Source organism: Streptomyces sp. NPDC057694 (assembly GCF_042799415.1).
Lineage (GTDB): Bacteria > Actinomycetota > Actinomycetes > Streptomycetales > Streptomycetaceae > Streptomyces.
This window is the reverse complement of record NZ_JBHVIX010000020.1, coordinates 48,071-67,603: the sequence shown is the minus strand read 5'-3', so window position 1 is coordinate 67,603 and position 19,533 is coordinate 48,071. Positions and strand designations below refer to the sequence as shown.

Annotated in this window: 15 protein-coding genes; 4 read left to right on the top strand and 11 right to left on the bottom strand. The window is 71.4% G+C overall.

The genetic code is table 11. From position 1 onward, the window contains the following. Positions 1-9 precede the first annotated feature (9 nt). The 6 genes from ACFVDP_RS32365 to ACFVDP_RS32340 form a co-directional block, all read right to left on the bottom strand. Positions 10-3,963, bottom strand: a complete 3,954-nt coding sequence (locus ACFVDP_RS32365; protein ID WP_383497562.1) for a lipopolysaccharide biosynthesis protein — start codon at positions 3,961-3,963, stop codon at positions 10-12. Beyond that, positions 3,956-4,762: a polysaccharide deacetylase family protein gene (locus tag ACFVDP_RS32360; RefSeq protein ID WP_383497735.1), complete on the bottom strand. Its 807-nt coding sequence runs from the start codon at positions 4,760-4,762 to the stop codon at positions 3,956-3,958. The genes ACFVDP_RS32365 and ACFVDP_RS32360 overlap by 8 nt, the downstream gene beginning before the upstream one ends. A 14-nt stretch (positions 4,763-4,776) precedes the next feature. Beyond that, positions 4,777-5,775 carry a glycosyltransferase family 2 protein gene (locus ACFVDP_RS32355; protein ID WP_383497733.1) on the bottom strand — a complete coding sequence of 333 codons (999 nt, stop codon included), beginning with the start codon at positions 5,773-5,775 and terminating at the stop codon, positions 4,777-4,779. Between the two features lie 98 nt (positions 5,776-5,873). Then, positions 5,874-6,704, bottom strand: coding sequence for a glycosyltransferase family 2 protein (locus tag ACFVDP_RS32350; protein ID WP_383497560.1), 831 nt, complete (start codon positions 6,702-6,704; stop codon positions 5,874-5,876). Positions 6,705-7,098: 394 nt separating this feature from the next. After that, a complete protein-coding gene (locus ACFVDP_RS32345; protein ID WP_383497558.1) occupies positions 7,099-7,506 on the bottom strand; it encodes a hypothetical protein in 408 nt (135 codons plus the stop codon). A 194-nt stretch (positions 7,507-7,700) separates the two neighbouring features. After that, complete coding sequence (locus tag ACFVDP_RS32340) at positions 7,701-8,918, bottom strand: S8 family peptidase (protein WP_383497556.1); 1,218 nt, start codon at positions 8,916-8,918, stop codon at positions 7,701-7,703. Between the two features lie 285 nt (positions 8,919-9,203). On the opposite strand from ACFVDP_RS32340, the gene ACFVDP_RS32335 reads away from it, so the two are divergent. Next, positions 9,204-10,001 (top strand): SGNH/GDSL hydrolase family protein, encoded by a 798-nt coding sequence (locus tag ACFVDP_RS32335; RefSeq protein ID WP_383497554.1) that lies wholly within the window; start codon positions 9,204-9,206, stop codon positions 9,999-10,001. Positions 10,002-10,023: 22 nt separating this feature from the next. Here ACFVDP_RS32335 and ACFVDP_RS32330 read toward each other — a convergent pair whose 3' ends face one another. Further along, positions 10,024-11,598 (bottom strand): protein kinase, encoded by a 1,575-nt coding sequence (locus ACFVDP_RS32330; protein ID WP_383497731.1) that lies wholly within the window; start codon positions 11,596-11,598, stop codon positions 10,024-10,026. A 709-nt stretch (positions 11,599-12,307) separates the two neighbouring features. Between ACFVDP_RS32330 and ACFVDP_RS32325 the strand changes: the two genes are divergently transcribed. Both ACFVDP_RS32325 and ACFVDP_RS32320 read left to right on the top strand, forming a co-directional pair. Beyond that, positions 12,308-12,580, top strand: coding sequence for a hypothetical protein (locus ACFVDP_RS32325; RefSeq protein ID WP_383497552.1), 273 nt, complete (start codon positions 12,308-12,310; stop codon positions 12,578-12,580). A gap of 297 nt (positions 12,581-12,877) precedes the next feature. Then, positions 12,878-14,608 (top strand): amidohydrolase, encoded by a 1,731-nt coding sequence (locus tag ACFVDP_RS32320; protein WP_383497550.1) that lies wholly within the window; start codon positions 12,878-12,880, stop codon positions 14,606-14,608. Between the two features lie 31 nt (positions 14,609-14,639). Here the strand turns inward: ACFVDP_RS32320 and ACFVDP_RS32315 are convergent, their stop codons facing one another. Beyond that, a complete protein-coding gene (locus tag ACFVDP_RS32315; RefSeq protein WP_383497548.1) occupies positions 14,640-15,425 on the bottom strand; it encodes an ABC transporter permease in 786 nt (261 codons plus the stop codon). Beyond that, entirely contained in the window at positions 15,422-16,393 is a 972-nt protein-coding gene (locus tag ACFVDP_RS32310; protein WP_383497546.1) for an ATP-binding cassette domain-containing protein, read from the bottom strand. The genes ACFVDP_RS32315 and ACFVDP_RS32310 overlap by 4 nt, the downstream gene beginning before the upstream one ends. A 63-nt stretch (positions 16,394-16,456) precedes the next feature. Here ACFVDP_RS32310 and ACFVDP_RS32305 point away from each other — a divergent pair, with 63 nt between their 5' ends. Continuing rightward, a complete protein-coding gene (locus ACFVDP_RS32305; RefSeq protein WP_383497543.1) occupies positions 16,457-17,176 on the top strand; it encodes a TetR/AcrR family transcriptional regulator C-terminal domain-containing protein in 720 nt (239 codons plus the stop codon). Positions 17,177-17,259: 83 nt separating this feature from the next. Here ACFVDP_RS32305 and ACFVDP_RS32300 read toward each other — a convergent pair whose 3' ends face one another. Both ACFVDP_RS32300 and ACFVDP_RS32295 read right to left on the bottom strand, forming a co-directional pair. Next, a complete protein-coding gene (locus tag ACFVDP_RS32300) occupies positions 17,260-18,486 on the bottom strand; it encodes a type ISP restriction/modification enzyme (protein WP_383497541.1) in 1,227 nt (408 codons plus the stop codon). A 22-nt stretch (positions 18,487-18,508) separates the two neighbouring features. After that, positions 18,509-19,258 carry a GntR family transcriptional regulator gene (locus ACFVDP_RS32295; protein ID WP_383497539.1) on the bottom strand — a complete coding sequence of 250 codons (750 nt, stop codon included), beginning with the start codon at positions 19,256-19,258 and terminating at the stop codon, positions 18,509-18,511. Between the last annotated feature and the right edge of the window lie 275 nt (positions 19,259-19,533).

Sequence of the window (19,533 nt, the reverse complement as noted above, 5' to 3'; positions counted from 1 at the left end):
CGCCCGCCGTCAGTTCAGGCCCATCGTGATGAACCGCTGGATCAGCGACGCCAGCAGTACCGCGAGCAGCGGCAGCGAGAACCAGAACGTGCTCTGCAACCGGCGCAGCCGGCGCACGCTCGGCGGCATCGCCACCCGGATCACCTCGCGCGCCGTGAGCAGCACGATCAGGGCCAGGGCGGCCAGCGCGCCCACCACCGACCACGGCGTCCAGGTGATCATCGGGCCGATCGGGCCCGGCTCCGCCTTCTCGACCGGGCCGGACGGCGGTGTGCGCAGCTGGTACATGGTCACGTCGTCGTTGACGTAGGACTTCTTCAGCTCCGTACGCCGGTCCAGGTTCTGTACCAGGCGCGTGGACCACGCCTTCGAGTAGCCGACGTCCAGTTGCAGATACACGACCTGACTCTTGTTGATCATCAGATACGAGTTCGGGCCCGCGTCCTTGAGCGCCTTGACCAGGCCGCCTACCAGGACCGGATCGACGGGCGCGAGCGTCGGCACGTACTGGACCTTCTCCATGTCGCGCGCGCCCCACGGCAGCGACGGGGTGACGTTGTCGACGGTGTCGTTGCTCATCCACAGCAGCCGCACGGTCGGCTTGTCATGGGCGTAGACGTAGTCCATCGCCGCGACCTCGCCGGGCCGGATCCGTTCGAACGGCTCGTTGCCCCAGCGGGCCACGAGGAAGCCGCCGAAGAGCAGCAGGCCCGCCAGCAGCGCCGCCAGGGGAGCCAGACTGATCCCGTCCTGGTCGCGTTCCTTCATGGTGACGCCGGTCCGCGGGAAGAGCGCCAGGCCCGCCAGGAGCGCGGCGCCGGGCAGCGCGAACATGAAGACCCGCAGCGCCATCTCGCCGCCGTACGACTGCATGCCGAAGCCGAGGAACGGCACGAAGGTCAGCACGACCAGGGAGCGCTCGCGGTACTTCCACTCGCGGCGCCGCCACCAGCCGTAGCAGGCGAACGCCAGGACGCCGCCCGCCAGCAGCACCCGCGTGTACAGCACGAGCTTGTGGGTCGAACTGCCGCCCTGGATCCGGCCGGAGACCGAGGACGTGACATTGCCGCCCACGCCGCCGACCCCGCCGAACAGATCGTTGAAGTGACCCGACCAGTACGGCTCGGCGAGGAAGCCCAGCCAGACGGCGACGAGCACCCCGAACAGCAGCGGCAGGCCGCGCAGTTCGGACCGGCCGACGAGGACCAGGACGGCGAGCACGCCCAGCATCACGAACGGTGTCAGCTGGTGCGCGGGGACCGTCGCGGCGAACAGCACGATCAGCACGACGAGCAGCACGGAGCGCTGGCGGCGGTCCGACGGCTCGACCTCCGCCTCGCCCGGGCGCCGCTGGGTCCACAGCACCCGGGGCGCCCGGAACCAGACCAGCAGGATCGCCACGAACATCAGATAGAGCAGATACGTGAAGCCCTGCGGCGAGAAGTAGTCCTGGCCCACCCAGCCGCTCAGTACGAAGATCCACAGGCCGGTCCACTTGGCCTTCCAGCTCGCCCGCACCGAGCGCAGCAGCAGGAACATCGGCGCCAGGTAGAGCAGTTGGACCGTCATCGGCCACCAGCGGACGACCTCGCCGAGATCGCTGACACCACATGCCTTGGCGACGAAGGCGGCCGCGGCGAAGAAGCCGGGCCAGCTCCAGCGGGCGTCCAGGTCCGGCACCGCCGAACCCGTGCGGTCGATGTAGTCCAGGAAGCCCAGATGCTGCCACGCCGTCGCGAAGCGCGGCTCCGCCTCGATGACGGCGGGCAGCGCGTGCAGCGACACGACCGTCGCCAGCAAGGTCGCCAACAGCAGCCAGGTGTGCGGGCGTTCGAGCCACAACAGGGTCGCGAAGACGGAGATGAGCAGCGCGCCGCCGAGCAGCGTCACGGGGGAGAGGACCGAGATCAGGCCGAGCCCGCCCATGTCGTCGAGACCGGCGTCGCTCATGCCGAGGACCGGGCCCCAGTACAGGCCGAGCCCCGCGATCAGCAGCAGCGTCAGGACGGCCACGGTCGGGGTGAGGCGGGCACGCGGTGGCTTCGCCGGGGCGGCCGACGGTGCGGTGGCGGGCCGCAGGGGCACCGCACCCGGGTCGAACCGCCCGGCGCCGGTCGTGCCCGTACCCGTACCCGTACCGTCGCCCGTACTGGTACCGGCACCGGTACCGGCGTAGTCGTCACCGGCCCCGCGCGGGCCCGTCGTGGCCTCGTCCCGCTTCTTGCCCGGCGACAGATTCACCGTGCTCCGCTCGCCCGGCACCCCCGAACCGCCCTCGCTGTTCCCCTCACTGGACGCCTGCGAGGCCGACGCCCCGGAGTCCGGCGCCCGGGTACCGGCCGCCCACGTCGGCCGGTGCGCCTCGGGGGTACCGCGCGGCGGGGTCACCGGACCCGGCCGCACATCGGGCCGCCGCTCCTGGTGGTCCAGGTTGAGCTGCACCGCGAGTTGCAGCGTGTCCGAGTCCATCGCGCCGCGCAGCGCCCACGTGGGCCCCTGCTCGCGCTTCCGGCCGGACGGGCCCTTCGGCATGCCGAGGTCGGCGAGGTCGCCGTCGGGGGCCGCGCTGTCGGCGAGCGGCACCGCGGGCGCGGTGCGCACCACGCGCCACAGCTTCGGCGCGGCGATCGTCACGATCACCGCGAGCGAGGAGATCTCCGCGACGCCCGCGCCGGTCAGCCCCATCCGCGGCAGCAGCAGCAACGTCAGACCGAGCACCAGGACGCACAACAGGCCCTGCAGCCAGGCGAGTCCGGCGGTGCGGCTCTGCGCCCGCAGCACGGCGAAGTACGTCTCCATGACCACCCGCAGGGCCGCGCCCACGGCGAACCAGCGCAGCAGCGGCGTCGCCGCATCCGCGTAGTCCGCCCCGAAGACACGCAGGATGTACGGGGCGAGGAGGAAGAGCAGCGCGCAGATCGGGATCATGATGCGGGCCATCCGGCGCAGCGCCGCGCGGGTGTTGGCGGCGAGCTGCGCCGGATCGTGCGAGCCCTCCACCGTCAGCGAGGCACCCATGTTGATGGCCAGCAGATTGACCGTGCCGCCGATGGTGGTGGTGATGTAGAAGTACGCGTTGTCCGCGGAGCTGACCTGCGAGGCGATGACGACGGGCACGAGGTACACGACGGCCAGCGAGAACAGCGAACCGGTGGAGTCGCCCGCGACGAAGCGGCCCATCTGGCGCAGCGTCGGCGGTTCCGCCTTGCCGTCGGTCGCCTCGATGTGCCGGGGAACCAGCCGGCGGAAGACCAGCCAGCCCAGCGGTACCACCGAGAACGCGATCGCGACGACCCAGGACACGAACACCCCGGTCGTCACGAGCGACGTCGCGAACGCGACCAGCAGAGCGAGCTTCACCAGCGAGAACACGGTGTTGCCGACCGGTACCCACAGCGCGCTGCGCAGCCCGGTCAGCACCCCGTCCTGCAACGTGAGCAGCGCCCAGGCGACGACGGCCGCGACGAACCCCAGACCGTTGACCGGCCCGTGCAGGAATCTGTACGACGGACCCCACGCGTCCAGGGTCAGCAGGAAGATCACCGCGGCCACCGCGACCGCCACCGCACTCCCCGCGTACGTACGGAAGATCAGCCGTCCCGTGCGGCGCCCGGAGATGGGGATGAAGCGGGCCAGGGCCCCGGTCAGCGTCACGGCCATGAGCCCCGCGAGGAACTTCATCGCCGCGATCGCCGCCGAACCCTGACCGACCGCGTCCGCCGTGTAGTAGTGCGCGGCGGCCAGCCAGAAGCCGACCCCGAGCACGCCGGAGATGCCGGTGTTCAGCATCAGCGCGTAGGCGTTGCGGAACAGTTGGCTGCCGCCCCCCGACACCGTGCCGTGCGGGGCGCCCTTCCTGCCTCGGCCCCTGCCGGGCAGCCTGAGTCTGCGGCCGGGCGGCGCCTGCGGCTCGGCGGAGGCGGTCGGTTCGGCCTTGGCGGTGGTGGTCGTCGTGTCAGACACGGGTACGAGCTGCCTTCCGGCGGGCCTGTCGGGCTCTGCGGACCACGGCGTACCCCTTGGTCAGGACACGGTCCGTGGCGAAGGTGCGGCCGATCGCGCGGCCCTCGATCAGCCGCTCGAACTCGGCGGCGCCGGTGGAGCGGCGCACGGTGACGCGTTGCAGGGCGTAGGGGCCCTGCCGGCGCCTGGCCAGTCCGTTGCCGACGGCGAGCGACTGTGCGAAACCGGCCGCGCGCACGGCCCGGCGCACCCGCCGGTCGGAGTGGCCGTACGGGTACGCGAAGGAGGCGGGCACAAGGCCCAGCTCCTCCGCGACGATCTCCTTGCAGAGCCGCAGTTCGAACTCCAGATCGTCGTCCGGGAGTTGGTCGAGCTGCGGATGCGTATGGCTGTGCCCGCCGATCTCCATGCCCTGCCCGGCGAGCGCCCGCACCTGGTCCCAGTCGAGCATCGTGTCGAGCCCGCGGCCGGTGTCGTGCGCGCCCCGCAGCCACCCCGTCGAGACGAACAGGGTGGACGCGAAGCCGTGCCGGGCGAGGACGGGCAGGGCGTGCCGGTGCACGCCCTCATAACCGTCGTCGAAGGTGATCAGGACGGGCCGCTCGGGCAGCGCCCGCCCGCCGCCGCGCCAGATCGCCGCGAGCTCGGCGGTGGTCAGGGGAGTGCAGCGGTGCTCGGCGAGCAGCTCCATCTGCTCCGCGAACCGGTCGGGGGAGACCGAGAGAGCACGTGTCTCCTCGCTCGGCTCCCGGGCCACCGAGTGGTACATCAGGATCGGGACGGGTACCCCGTCCGACATCCGTGCCGGCTCGTTCACGCCGCTTCCCCCAAAGCGTCACCCCGGTCGATCTCCACGACGGTGAACGCGGCGGCGCTCCCGCCCCGACGCGTCCGCAGGCTCCCGAGAACGTACCCGCCGGCCGCCGCCGCCACTCCGGCCACGATCGCCCCGGCCCGCCCCGCACCACCGGCCCGGCCGAGCGCGAAGTCGCGCACACCGCGCGCCACTCCGGCCGGCAGGACCCTGCCCGTATAGGCGCGCTCGCTCTCAAGTCCTTTGTCCACGCCCACGCTTCGGGCCACCAGGGCCTTCGACAGACCTTCCGCGTAGGTGCGCGTACGGAAGTAGGCGAACCGCTCCCGCGCGGCCGGGACCCGGTGGTGGATCACCGCGCGGTCGTCGAGGAGGAGCACCGCGTCCGGTCTTGCGCGGGACAGACGGATGCACAGCTCCGTCTCCTCGCAGCCCAGCGGCCGCTTGTCGCCGTCGCGGCCGATGCCGGTGGCGAACCCGCCCGCCGCGGCGAAGGCGGTGCGCCGGAACGAGGCGTTGCCGCCCAGCACGTTGCGCACCTCGGCTCTGCCGCGCGGCAGCCCCTTGTACGCGCAGCCCACCACCCAGTCGAACTCCTCGGGGAACCAGGCGGGCCGGCGCCCCGAGGCCCAGATCGGCTCGGTGCGCCCGCCGACGGCCAGCACCCTCGGATCGGCGTACCCGTCCACGAACCAGCGCAGCCAGTCCCGCTCGGCGACCGCGTCGTCGTCGAGGAACGCGATGATCTCCCCGTACGAGGCGGCGATCCCGGTGTTCCGCCCCGCGGACAGGCCGCGCGGCCCCCGGTTGGCGAGCACCCGCACGCCGACCGTCTCCTTGTACTCCCTGGTGAGACGGTCGAGCAGCGCCGGATTGTGGTCGACGACGAGCAGCGTCTCCAGGGCCGGCCGGGACTGTGCGCGGACCGAGTCGACGGCGGCGAGGATGTCGGTCCAGCGATCCTCGGTGTACGCACAGACGACGACGGAGACGGTCAGTGACTCAAGCCCCTCCGGTGATACGCAATCAAGCCCCTCCGGCGATCGAGGAGCGGGGTCCGGGGCGGAGCCCCGTGACGGCAACCGATGACGCCCCATCAAGATCCGTCTCCCCCCACCAGCTGAAACGGATTCGGAACCACCCGCCGACGCAGCGCCCGCCGGTTCGACCGCTCCTTGAGGATCACCTTGAGCACCCGGATCCCGTCCCGCACGGCCCGCAGATTGCTCGCCCCGTGGATCCGCAGATACTCGTGGCTCGGGATCTCCTGGACCTTCAGCCCGGCCTTGACGACCCGGATGTTCATCAGGGTCTCCACCTCGAAGCCGGTGCAGTCGAGGTCGATCTCGTCGAGGCAGTGCCGCCAGAACGCGTTGTAGCCGTAGCAGAGGTCGGTGTAGCGGGCGCCGAACTTGGCGTTCACGACCGTGCACAGGGCCCAGTTGCCCAGCTTGCGCACGGGTGTCATGTCGTCCGTGCCCCCGCCGTTGGCGAACCGGGAGCCCTTGGCGAAGTCGGCGCCGGAGACCAGCGCCGACACATAGCTGACGATCTCCTGGCCGTCCGCCGAGCCGTCCGCGTCGACCATCACGATGATGTCGCCCGAGCAGGCCTGGAAACCGGTGATCAGGGCATCCCCCTTGCCCCTGCCGCTCTGCGGCACGACCACCACGTCCGGCCACAACTCCCGTGCCACCTCTACGGTGTCGTCGGTGGAGTTCCCGTCCACGAGGACGACCTCGTGGATCCACTCCGGGAGCGATTTGAAGACGTAGGGAAGATTCTCCGCCTCGTTCATGGCGGGAATGACCACGCTCACCCGTGGCGCGATGGCCAGGTGCGTGGAGATCGCCAGGTACTGGGCGGGTATTCGTGCGGGCGTGGCCCCGTCGTCCGGGATCGCCGGGCGCACCACGGAACTGCTCATGAGTCTGGTCCCTCTCGTCCGGTGGACCGCCCGCCCCTCGGGCGGTCCGGCTGTGTATCCGGTTCGAAAGGGGGGTTCTCACTTACGGCCAGGCCGGAACAGCTCTCCGTACAGGCCGGGTGAGCTGGCAATACACACCGGTTGGTTGGACCGGTCGCGCGGCACGCGACTCGGAGACCCACCACACAGGAACAAGCGAATCACCGAGCACGGCACCCCCCTACCGCGCCCCGCGCCGGGCCTTAGCGATCTTGAGCCCTCCCCTAGATCGCATTACATGATGCACCGATGCGGGTGGATGTACGACGGTATTGATGATTGAGCACTTATGGCAAGACCTGGAACGAGGAAGCACGTTTTTGTTGTTCTGTCCTTTACCTGAACTCGTGTCCCACTAGCGGACTTTGCCTCTCCATTTACGAAAGGTGAGTTGAAGGAGGAATGCGAGCGCGGTGAGCGTGCCCACCGCGACGACTCCGCCGTCGACCGACCAGTGGTGCGTGGCGAGCATGCCCTGGGCGACCAGCATCACGACGCAGACCGCGCCGGCGGCCGAGACGAGGATGCGGACCCCGAGATCGAGGCCGCGCAGGGCCGCGGCGAAGGCGGCGCCCGGCGCGGCCAGCAGGAAGAAGAGCGTGAGCGGTCCGCGCAGTGGTGAGTCCGTGTGCGTGAGCGCGAGCACGAACCCCGCGCCCGCCGCGACGGCGCCGGCCCCCGCGAGCAGGTGCAGCGTGTCTCTGCCGGACGGTTGGTCCCCCGAACCGCCGGATGACGACGGCTTGATGCCGATGGTCTGCATTGGCGACTTTGCCCCCTGAAGCGCCGGATGCCGGACTTCAATGTCGCGCAGCGCCAGGGGTGGCGTCAAGGCGCACAAGGAGGCACGGGGAGTGCGCGGGGGTCATGACAAGTTCCCCGAAGGCGACGGACGCCTTCGGGGAACTCGGCAGTCACACAAGGGAATTGACGGTCAATCAGCCGACCGTCGCGCCGCTACTGGACGATCTTCAGCAGCTTGTTCGGCGAGCCGCTGCCGGGGCTGGTGACGACCCCCGACGTGGCCCCGTTCACCAGTGCCGAGGCGACCTGGGCGGGCGTGGCGGAGGTGTGGCCCGCCAGATAGACCGCGGCCGCGCCCGCGACGTGCGGCGTGGCCATCGAGGTGCCGGAGATGGTGTTGGTCGCGGTGTCGCTGGTGTTCCAGCCCGCCGTGATCGACACACCCGGCGCGAACAGGTCGAGCACGGAGCCGTAGTTGGACCAGCTGGCCTTGGCGTCGGTGTTGCTCGTGGCGCCGACGGTGATGGCCTCGGTGACCCGGGCGGGCGACGAAGTGGACGCGTTCGCACCGGAGTTGCCGGCCGCGATCGCGTACGTGACGCCACTGGCGATGGAGTTGCGCACCGCCGTGTCGAGCGTGGTGCTGGTGCCGCCGCCCAGCGACAGATTGGCGACCGACGGGCCACTGTGGTTGTTCGTGACCCAGTCGATGCCGGCGATGACGCCCGCGGTCGTGCCCGATCCGTTGTTGTCGAGCACGCGCACCGCCACGATCTTCGCCTTCTTGGCGACGCCGTAGGTGGTGCCCGCGATGGTGGTGGCCACATGGGTGCCGTGGCCGTTGCCGTCCTGCGCGACGTTGTCGTTGTCGACGGCGTCGTAGCCGTTCGAGGCGCGGCCGCTGATCTGTGCGTGCGTGATCCGTACGCCGGTGTCGATCACGTACGCCGTCACGCCGCTGCCCGCCGAGTCCGGGTAGGTGTACGTGCCGGAGAGCGGCAGGGCCGACTGGTCGATGCGGTCCAGGCCCCAGGGGGCGCCGGTCTGGGTGGCGTCCACGTGCACCCGCTGGTTCTGCTCGACGGACGCCACGGCCGGGTCGGCCGCGAGTCTCGCGGCCTCGGTGGCCGAGAGCCCCTTCACCGCATAGCCGTTGAGCGCGGTGCGGAACGTCCTCTGCACCGCGCCGCCGTGCTCGGATATCAGGCTGTTGCCGTCCGCGGACGCGGCCTTGAGGCCCGCCGGGCTCTGTGCGGGCTTCTTCAGCGTGACGATGTAGCTGCCGTCGACGGCCTCGGCGGAGCCCGCCGCCAGGACCGTGCCGGTCGCCGGGGCGGCGGCCTGGGCGGGCAGTGCGGTGAGCGAGCCGAGCAGGCCGACGGCCGCCGCGGTCGAGGCTGCCGCGGTCACCAGTGCTTTGTTGAGTGCCATAACGAGGGAGTCCTCCTCATAGGCGGCGCACGCCGGGGACGGCATGCGTCAGTGGGGGGTGTGCGCTGGGTGGCGCACACGGGCCGTCGGAGTGAGGTGTTCCGTCCGGGCCCGCTCAGCAGACTGGGGCCATCTACGGGCGTAGCTCAAGCGATCTGAGGGTATGTCATAACCCTGACATGTACCTGCAATTGAACGGCCGGTGAATGTCCGTCAGGGGTACTTCCCGGTAACTCTGTGGCGTGCTACCACAGATGTGGCAGAAATCCTGCTAAGGGAGGTTCCATGAGACGTTTCCGACTTACGGCATTCATGACTTCGTTCCTCTTCGCGGCCGGCATCGCCCTCACCGGGGCGACGAACGCGCAGGCGGCGGCCACCGGCTATGTGGCGCTCGGCGACTCCTACTCCTCGGGAGTCGGCTCCGGCAGCTACACCAGCGAGAGCGGCGACTGCAAGCGCTCCACCAAGGCCTACCCGGCCCTGTGGGCGGCCGCCCACTCACCCTCCAGCTTCAACTTCACCGCGTGCTCGGGTGCCCGTACGGGTGATGTTCTCTCCGGTCAGCTCGCCCCGCTCGGCTCCGGCACCGGCCTCGTCTCGATCAGCATCGGCGGCAACGACGCGGGCTTCGCCGACGTCATGACCACCTGCGTCCTCCAGTCCGAGGCGACGTGCCTGAGCCGCATCAACACGGCTCGTGCGTACGTCACTTCGACGCTGCCCGGCAACCTGAACACGGTGTACGACGCGATCAGCGCCAAGGCCCCGGCCGCCCATGTCGTGGTCATCGGCTACCCCCGCTTCTACAAGCTGGGCGGCAGCTGCCTCGCGGGCCTGTCCGAGAACGAGCGGACCGCCATCAACAGCGCCTCCGACCTGCTCAACACCACCATCGCCAAGCGCGCCGCCGACCACGGGTTCGCCTTCGGCGACGTGCGGTCGGCGTTCACCGGGCACGAGATCTGCTCCGGCGACGCCTGGCTGCACAGCGTCAACTGGACCAACATCGGCGAGTCGTACCACCCGACGGCCGCCGGACAGTCGGGCGGCTATCTGCCCGTGTTCACGTCCAACGCGTGACCCGAACCCCGTGAGCGCAGACTCACGGGGTGGGTGAACCGGTGGTGGCTCCCGTGGAGGGGGCCACCACCTCGCACGTCACCGAGTACGCGACGTAGTTCGACTTCGCCGCGGCCGGAGCGCGTACCTCCACACCGATCTCGTTGTGCAGCGTGCCGCCGTCCTCGTACCGCGTCTCCGTGGTGTTCACCGTGCGGCTCTTCGCATCGCCCGAGCCGAGGCTCAGGGTCTTCCAGCCCGGGTCCGACGGCTCGCCGCTCTTCGTCACCCACCGGTACTCGACCTCGGCCGGGGTACGCCCCACCGTGATCGTCGCCGTGAAGGCCGGTGCCGCGGAACCCGGCGGCGGGCAGGCCCCCGAGTAACTGCCGCGGACCGCCGAGACGGCGACCCGCACCGACTGGGCGGGCGTGGTCGTGTGTCCGGCGCTCCCGCTCCCGCTGCCGTGGCCGGACGACTTGGTCGCCCCGCCGTGGGACTCCGACTCGCTCTCGCCCGGGCTTGCGCCCGCCGTGGAGCCGCCCCCCGACGAACTCCCGCCGGTACTGCCCCCGGAGCTGCCGCCACTGCTGCTGCCGCCGCCCCCGTCGTCCCGGTTGAGCAGGGCGTACGTCAGTCCGCCGATCGCCAGCAGCAAAACCACGAGGCCGGCCGTCAGGGCGAGCGAGGCGCGGCGGGCCGCGCGCGGGCCGGTGTCCGCGGGGACGGCCGACCCGGTGCCGGCCGCGGCCGACGGGAATGCGGCGGGCGTGGGCAGCGGCCTCGGCGGTGTGGGCGCCGCGGACGGCTGACGTGAGGTCACCGTCGGCATCGACGACGACACCACCGGGTCCGCCCGCAGCGTGCCGCCCGCGCCGACGATCCGCAGATCGCGCTCGGCCTGCGCCGCCCCGGACCGCTCGGCCGGGTCTTTCCGCAGCAGCCCCTCGATGACCGGCGCCAGCGGGCCCGCGCGGTGCGGGGGCGGCAGCTCGTCGTCGACGACGGCGCGCAGCGTGCTCAGCGGGGTGTCCGCCCGGAACGGCGAGTGCCCCTCGACGGCCGCGTACAGCAGCACACCCAGCGACCACAGATCGGACTCGGGCCCCGGCGTGCGCCCCAACGCACGCTCAGGAGCGAGGAATTCGGGCGAGCCGATCACCTCGCCGGTCATGGTGAGCGCCTGCGTCCCCTCTACCGTGGCGATCCCGAAGTCGGTGAGGACGATCCGGCCGTCGTTCGACAGCAGGACGTTGCCCGGCTTCACGTCGCGGTGCAGCACACCCGCCTCGTGCGCGGCACGCAGCGCGGCGAGGACCTCCGCGCCGATGTGCGCGGCGCGCTGCGGGGGCATCGGACCCTCCGCGTCGAGCTGGTCGGCGAGCGAGACCCCGCGCACCAACTCCATCACGATCCACGGGCGTTCGTCGTCCGTGGCCACGTCGTACAGCGTGATCACGTTGCGGTGCGAGATCCGCGCGGCCGCCCAGGCCTCCCGCTCCAGACGCTGGTACATCCGGTTCCGGTCGGCCGTCGGCAGACCCGCCGGGGCCCGCACCTCCTTCACGGCCACCTCGCGCCCGAGCACGTCGTCGTGGGCCCGCCACACGGTGCCCATGCCGCCCTCGCCGACCGGATCGAGCAGCCGGTACCGGCCCGCGACGACCCGCCCGCTGCTTCCGCCACTTCCAGGCCCTGTGCTCACGGGCGCCGCCCCCACTCGCCACGACAACACGACAAGTCAGAACAAAAGTAGCTCAACCGAGGCCCGATGCGGCCCCCTTGAACACCGATCCACACCTGGGAGCCGACACGGCACGGACCGGGCCCCGATCGCCGGAGCGGCTGCCGCACCGGCCGGAGCACGTGATATCGCCCACGTTCCCGCTCCGCCGCACGCCGACGTCACCCGGGGGCGGGCGTCGCCGAGGCCGGTGCGGCGCCATGATCACCGCCATGGACCTTCCCGCCCCGCCCGGCGCCCGCGACTGTCGAACGGGAGTCTCTCCGGGGGGCTCCGCACCCCCGTGTCCCTTGGGGGCACTGCCCGACGGCGGTCCGACACGCCGTATCCGGCCACCGGCTTGACGGGGGGCGCGTCCTCACTGACGGTTACGACCGCTTCGGGCGACGGCTCGAAACGTCCGGCTGGCACCCCACTTGTCCAACTCGCCCTGAATTCAGTTGTATTCGGAGAGTAACCGTCAAGAGGGCGTCAACCTCCTTATGGGGGAGGTGAATCCTGCGACCGGGATACACGAGTGTCGCGATGGGGCGATAGGGTTAACCTGCCCGGGCCGGGTGCCCTCGTACGGGTGGGGAGTGACATGGAACAGATAACAGTGCGCAGCAGGCCACGTGTGCCTGCGATCACCTGCGGGAGCAGTGCGACCAGTTCGCGGCTCGACCGCCATCTCTCGGTGCTCGGCGGTCCCGCCGTCCCGCAGCGCGAGACGGTCGAGGCGACGACGCTGATGCGTGAGCTGACCGCGCGTGACGCCGCGCACGATGAGCGCAGCAAGACCCGTGCGCGGGTGCGGCGAGTCTCGCTCTTCGCACCACTGCGGCGACTGCGCCGCTCGCTGTTCGGCGGCCACTAGGCGGCCGCCCGTCCAGCAAGGGCCCCGGGCCCGTATCCGACCTCCGCGCCGTCCGGCGTACCGCTGCGCATTTCCGCGACCGTCATCCCCACGGCATGCGGCGGGCGCTCCGGCGGGGGAGTCGGGTGCGGGCCCGGGGCTTTTCTGTACCTCGCCGGTACCTCGCCCGTTTCGTCGGGCACTCCCGTAACACCGTTGTCATGCACGGATGTTGACGGAGCAACCTCCTGGGTCCAGGGTGGCGCTTGATCGTCGATGGCCGATACAGCTACACCCACCTCACCCCCGGAGGTCCGCGTGTGTGACTTGCACGACCAGCACGACCACACCCAGGCGCTGATGGCGTCGGGTCCCCGGCTCAGCAGGCGCCGCATCATGCAGTTGCTCGGCGCCGCCGGAGTGACCGCCGCCGTGACGACCGCCGACGCGGATCCCGCGATGGCCGCGGCGGACGATGCCACCCCGGCCGCGTACACCGCCCCCGAGGGGCTGGCCGAGGACAGTCCCGCCAAGTCCGCCGCCCTGGCCTGGATCACGGCCAACACCTCCCGGATCACCGGCCTGAACGCCGAGATCTGGGAGAACGCCGAGCTGTCCCTGCGCGAGTGGAACTCCTCGATCGCCGAAGCCGATTTCCTCGAACGGGCCGGATTCAAGGTCGCGTTCGGCACGGCCGGCTTCCCGACCGCGTTCACCGCCACGTTCTCGTACGGCAGCGGCGGCCCGGTCCTCGGCTTCAGCGGCGAGTACGACGCCCTGCCCGGCCTCTCGCAGAGCAAGGGCGTCGGACATCACGATCCGCGCGAGTACATCCACGACCCGTTCGCCCCGAGCTACGGCCCGGGGCACGGCTGCGGCCACAGCGCGCTCGGCACGGCCGCGGCGTCCGCCGCCGCCGCCGTCGCCCAGGCGGCGAAGAAGCACAAGCTGCCCGTGACGGTGAAGTTCTTCGGCTCGACGGCCGAGGAGACGCTGATCGGCAAGACGTACGCGGTGAGCCGGGGCGTGTACGAGGGCCTCGACGCGTTCCTCGACTGGCACCCCTCCACCGCCAACGCCACCGGCTGGGGCTCGACGACCGCGATGACCGCCGTGACCTTCACCTTCCTCGGTGTCGCGGGCCACGGCGGCACTCCGCTCGGCAACAAGTCGGCGCTGGACGCCGCCGTGATGATGGCGACGATGTCGGAGTTCCTGCGCGAGGAGAACCTCGCCCCGTCGGGCCGGCTGCACTGGGTCATCAACAACGGCGGCGACATTCCCAACGTCACCCCGGAAATCGCGGAGATCTCCTACTACGTGCGCGAGGGCAGCCCGGCCCGGGTGCAGGTGCTGCTCGACAAGGTGATCGCCGTCTCCGAGGCCGCCGCCAAGGCCTCGCAGACCAAGGTGCAGCACCGGATCACCTCGGCCTGCTGGAACCAGCTGCCGTCCAAGTCCTTCGCGGAGCTGCTGCACGAGAACATGCGGCAGATCGGGCCGCCCGACTTCCCCGACGCGGCGCACAAGCTGGCGAAGGAGCTCCAGGAGTCGCTGGGGCTGCCGCAGCAGGGCATGCACGACAAGGTCGGCGACCTCACCCCGCCCAACCCGGCGTTCCTCGGCGGCGGTTCGACCGATGTCGCCGACATCAGCTGGAACGTGCCGACCGTGTCGATGGGCGCGGCGCTCGCCCCGATCGGCACCAAGATGCACACCTGGTCCACCGCGTCCTGCGCGGCCGCCGCCCCCGGCCAGGCCGCCGTGGTGGCCGCCGCGAAGTATCTCGCGGCGACGGCGGTGGACCTGATCACCCAGCCCGCCCGCCTCAAGGCCGTGAAGGACGAGTTCAAGGAGCGGACCAAGGACGTCGAGTGGAAGACGGCCCTGCCGGACGGCTATGAACCGCCGATGTACGAGCCGCCGGCCTGGTTCCTGAAGAAGACCGGGCAGAAGTGGCCGCCGAACAACATCACCTGGCCGCCCAAGCGGATCGTCTCGCAGGAGAAATTCTCCTCACTCGGCCCTGAACTCGCCCCGCAGACCTAGGGCCTGTCCTAGCGGTTGACACCCCGGCCGCTCACCGTCCCCCGTGCGTGTACCGGCGGACGGCGAGCGGCACGCACAGGGCCAGCAGTACCGCGCACCAGGCCAGTGACCCGGCCACCGGATGCGTCACCGGCCAGGCGGCGCCGTGCGGCACCGGAGCGTTGCCGAACAGGTCGCGCACGGCCGTCGCCACGGCGCTGATCGGGTTCCACTCGGCGAGGGTGCGCACCCAGCCCGGCATGCCGTCGGTCGGGATGTAGGCGTTCGACAGCAGCGGCAGCATGAACGTGGCGCTGCCCAACTGCCCCGCCGCCTCCTCGCTGCGGGAGGCGAGCCCGAGCAGAATGCCCACCCACGTCGTCGCGAACCGGAACAGGAGCAGCAGCCCGAACGCGGCGCAGGCGCCCGCCGCCCCGCCCTCGATCCGCCAGCCCATGGCGAGGCCCACCAGGACGAGGGGGACGAGCCCGACGGCCGTCGTCAGCAGATCCGCCGCGGCCTGCCCGAGCGGCACGGCGGCCCGGCTCATCGGCAGCGTACGGAAGCGGTCCGTCACACCGCGGTGCGCGTCCTGGGCCGCGGTGAACATCCCGGTCATGATGCCGTTCGCCGCCGTCGCCACCAGCATGCCGGGCACCAGGAACGCCCGGTAGTCGGTGCCCGGCATGGCGAGCGCGCTGCCGAAGACGTACCCGAAGAACAACAGGAACACGATCGGCATCGTCTGGGTCAGGACCAGGATCGCCGGAGCGTGCCGGACGCGCTGGAGATGGCGGCCGAGCATCGCCGTGCCGTCGTACAGGATCGCGGAACTCATGCGGCGACCGCCTCTGTCGTCGTGGGTGTGCTGGTGAAGCGCAGGAACACCTCGTCGAGCGTGGGCGGGCGCAGCGTCACGTCCCGCAACGGCACCTCGGCGGCGTCGAGTTCACGCACGACGCGGGGCAGGGTGACGGCCGGGTCGAGGACGACGACGCCCACGGTCCGGCGTTCGTGGTCCACCTCGGGGCGCGCACCCGTGAGCTGATCGAGGACGACGGCCGCCGCGTGCAGCGCCCGTCCGCCCGCGTCGTCGGGCAGGACCACCTGGGCGTAGTGCCCGATCTGCGCCTTCAGCTCGGCTGGCGTGCCGTGGTGCGCGGCGCGGCCCGCCTCGATCAGCACGATGTCGTCGGCGAGCCGGTCGGCCTCGTCCAGGTACTGCGTGGTCAGCAGGACGGTCGTGCCCTCGCGGGCCAGGTCGCGGACCGTGTCCCAGATGGCGTTCCTGCTGTGCGGGTCGAGTCCGGTCGTCGGCTCGTCGAGGAACAGCACGGCGGGCCGGGTGAGCAGGCTCGCGGCCAGGTCGAGGCGGCGGCGCATCCCGCCCGAGTAGGTACGGGCCGGCCGCTCGGCGGCGTCGGCGAGACCGAACCGCTCGATCAGCTCGTCTGCGCGGGCGCGCGGAGCGCGCTGCAGGCGGGCGAACAGCCGCAGGTTCTCCCGGCCGGTGAGGTCGCCGTCGACGGACGCGTACTGCCCCGTGACGCCGATCCGGCGGCGGACCGCGTGCGCGTCCGTCGTGACGTCGTGGCCCGCGACACGCGCGGTGCCGGCGTCCGGTCGCAGCAGGGTCGTCAACAGGCGGACGGCGGTCGTCTTCCCCGCCCCGTTCGGCCCCAGCAGACCGCAGACCGTGCCCTCGCGCACGGCGAGATCGAGACCGCGTACGGCGTGCACGGCTTTGTCCCCCGAGCCGAAGCGCTTCTCCAGACCTTCACTAAGTACAGCGTACGTAGAAGTCATGGCGTCACCGTATCGCACTACGTACGCCGTACGTAACTACGATGGTTCGCGAGGTGATGATCAATGGCGGGCCGACCGGCCGAACCCGAAGTGATCTGGGCGCGCCCCGAGCGCGCCGGGCGGGGCCCACGGCCCGCGCACAGCAGGGCCGACATCGCGGCCGCCGCCGTGCGGGTCGCCGACGCCGAGGGCATCGACGCGCTGTCCATGCGGCGGGTCGCCGGTGAACTCGGCATGGGCACGATGTCGCTGTACAACTACGTGCCGCGCAAGGAGGACCTGTACGAGCTGATGGTCGACGCCGTCAGCGCCGAGTACGTCTACGCGGAGCCGTCCGGCGACTGGCGGGCGGACGTCCTCGGGCTCGCCCGGCAGGCACGGGCGCTGATGCACCGGCATCCCTGGATGCCGCGGCTGATGTCACCGGTGTACGGGTTCAGCCCCAACGCGCTGCGGTATCTGGAGCACTGCCTGGCCTGCCTGGATCCGCTGGATCTGAGCTACGGCACGAAGATGGAGCTGATCGCGTCGGTGACGAGCGTGGTGACGACGTACGTCGCCAACGAGATCGCGACCGCCGAGCGGACGCGGTCGCTGCCGTGGAGCGAGGAGCAGGAGAACGCGGCGCGGATCGGGTATCTCGGGGGGCAGGTGGCGTCGGGGCGGTATCCGCGGCTCGCCGCCGCGTTCGCCGAGGATGCCGGGCCCATTGATCTTGAGGCTGTTTTCGAGCGGGCTCTGCGCAGGACTTTGGAGGGGTTCGCGACTCCGTCTGCCCCTTGATGTCTCGTCGGCGGGTGCGAGTTGTTCGTGGTTGCTCGCGCAGTTCCCCGCGCCCCTGAGGCGCGCTGCGCGCGGCCTTCCCGTCACAGGATCGCGAACTGGCCGCCCGGGCCCTCCTCCTGGTGGTCCAGGACCGTGGCCGGGCGGCGGGTGGTGGCCGGGAGGGGGAGGATGCGGGCCCGGGTCAGTTCGGCCGGGGTGATCAGGTCGCCGAGGGTGGACCGCAACTCGGTCTGTTGCGGGCCCAGTTCGGCCAGCAGGGTGAGTACGGTGATCAGTTCGAGGAGTTCGGACGTCCAGGGCTGTGGCCAGGTCTTCGGGCGGACCGCCGCCAGGGTGCCCGGTTCCGCCGGGGCCGTGCGGCGGGCGAACCACTGCTCCAGCACCCGCACCCCGCTCACCTGGAAGTCCCAGGCCGCGGCGGGCACGGGGGAGATGCGGCCGTCGCCGACGAGGAGGGCGTCCTCCGCACGGTCGTAGAGAAGCTCCGTGGGCCGGTCGGGCAGCGGCGCGCGGACGTACGGGCGACGGCCGCCGGGCAGCTTGGGCCGCTCGGCACCGGTGCCCCGGCGCTCCAGCCACAGGACGCGGCGGCCGAGTTCGACCCCGCGCAGCCACACGTCCGGGTCGACGGGCAGCGGCACCCGGCACGTCCGGTCGGCGCCGCGCGCGGCCACGGCCAGGATCCAGGCGAACAGGTCGTCGGCCGTGACCTCCTGGTCGTACGTGCCCGAGAGGTGCTGGAGCAGTCCGGGCGCGATGTTCGGCTCCGCCGCGCCCGGGCGGCGGTAGAGCGGGCGGATCCGGCCGGGGCGGCCCGCGGGGGAGCGGCCCTCGGGCAGGACGGCGCCGGCCAGCACGGCCGGGCCGCCGGCATCGGGCACGTACCCCTGCTCCACCAGGTACAGCTGCCGCTCGTCCGCGACCCGCCACAACTCGGGCCGGGCCTCGTCGATCAGCCGCTGGTCGGGGATCAGCCACTGCTCGTCGAACGGCCCGTGCAGCACGCGCACCGGCTCCGGGCAGGCGCCCTCGGCGTGCACGAGCGGCTCTGTCCCCGTGCGCTGCCCCGGGAGCTGGGAGGCCGCCGTGTGCAGGGTGCGGCTGCGCGTCGGCTCCAGCAGCGTCTCGCGTCGCGCCGCGTCGCCGCGGACGAAGGTCTCCCAACGGGCCTTCAGGGACGCGGCGTCCGGCGCGACGGGCCAGCCGCGGCCCAGGCGCAGGGGCGCCACGGACCACGGCATGAGGTCCGAGAGCTCGATCGTGTCGGCGTCGGCGTGGACGGAGCGGTCGTTCGTCACGCCCGGCATGGTACGTCCCCCCGGCCGGCCATCAGTCGGCGTCCAGCGTCACCGAGAACGAGAAGCGGTCCCCGCGGTAATGGATCACCGCCACGTCGAGGACCCGGCTGTCCTCGTCGTACGTGATGCCCGTGTAGTGCAGGATCGGGCTGAGCAGCGGCACTTGGAGCAGCCGGGCCGTCTCCGGGTCCGCGAGGCGCGCCTCCACCGAGTCCGTGACCCGGGTGATGCGCACGCCCACGACGTCCCGCAGCACCTTCGTCATCGGCCAGCGCTCCAGGTCCGCGACGTCGACCCGCTCGGCGAGTTCGGGACGGATGTAGTTGCGGGCGTGGTTCGTCGGCTCGCCGGTCTTCTCGTCGCTGCGCAGCCGGTGGTACGTCGCGACGTGGTCCGTGCCCGGGAAGTGGTCGGCCAGCGCCGCCGGTACCGGGACGGTGTCGTGCCCGAGGAGTTCCGCCGTCATCCCGGACTGCTGCGCGACGATGGCGTCCACCGACCCGAGCAGCCGCACCGGGGCGCCCCGCCGGGCCGCCGGTTCGATGAACGTGCCGCGGCGCCGGTGGCGGGTGATGAGCCCCTCGTCCTCCAGCTCCTTCAGCGCCTGCCGCATGGTGAGCACCGATACGCCGTAGTGGCCGGCCAGTTGCTCCTCGGTGGGCAGCCGCAGCGGGTCCTGCGGTGACCTGCTCAGTATCGAGGCGCGCAGGGACTGCGACACCTGATACCAGAGCGGCAGCTTACGGTTCAGGACGATCGAGTCCGGAGCGAATGACGTCACGGGTTATCCGTATCGGTCGGGGGCGCGTTGTGCAATGTGGCCGGGGTGATGGACGGTTCTCCAGGTGCGGGTCGCGTCGTGGCTGGTCGCGCAGTTCCCCGCGCCCCTTTCCGGTTTGTCGTTCGGCTGACGGCCGGTGGCCGCTTCTCGCGCAGTTCCCCGCGCCCCTGAGGCATGCGCTACGCGCAGCCTCCCCTTCGGAGGCGCCTCCGCCCAGAGTGGGTGGCGCGCCTCTGATGGAGATGCCGCACGAAGTGCGCACTCCAGGGGCGCGG

Coding starts and splice junctions, on each gene's coding strand:
- ACFVDP_RS32360 (WP_383497735.1), bottom strand. CDS start 4,762: ATGTCGGACGGGGTACCCGTCCCGATCCTGATGTACCACTCGGTGGCC.
- ACFVDP_RS32350 (WP_383497560.1), bottom strand. CDS start 6,704: ATGAGCAGTTCCGTGGTGCGCCCGGCGATCCCGGACGACGGGGCCACG.
- ACFVDP_RS32345 (WP_383497558.1), bottom strand. CDS start 7,506: ATGCAGACCATCGGCATCAAGCCGTCGTCATCCGGCGGTTCGGGGGAC.
- ACFVDP_RS32340 (WP_383497556.1), bottom strand. CDS start 8,918: ATGGCACTCAACAAAGCACTGGTGACCGCGGCAGCCTCGACCGCGGCG.
- ACFVDP_RS32335 (WP_383497554.1), top strand. CDS start 9,204: ATGAGACGTTTCCGACTTACGGCATTCATGACTTCGTTCCTCTTCGCG.
- ACFVDP_RS32330 (WP_383497731.1), bottom strand. CDS start 11,598: ATGGGCACCGTGTGGCGGGCCCACGACGACGTGCTCGGGCGCGAGGTG.
- ACFVDP_RS32325 (WP_383497552.1), top strand. CDS start 12,308: ATGGAACAGATAACAGTGCGCAGCAGGCCACGTGTGCCTGCGATCACC.
- ACFVDP_RS32315 (WP_383497548.1), bottom strand. CDS start 15,425: ATGAGTTCCGCGATCCTGTACGACGGCACGGCGATGCTCGGCCGCCAT.
- ACFVDP_RS32310 (WP_383497546.1), bottom strand. CDS start 16,393: ATGACTTCTACGTACGCTGTACTTAGTGAAGGTCTGGAGAAGCGCTTC.
- ACFVDP_RS32305 (WP_383497543.1), top strand. CDS start 16,457: ATGGCGGGCCGACCGGCCGAACCCGAAGTGATCTGGGCGCGCCCCGAG.
- ACFVDP_RS32300 (WP_383497541.1), bottom strand. CDS start 18,486: ATGCCGGGCGTGACGAACGACCGCTCCGTCCACGCCGACGCCGACACG.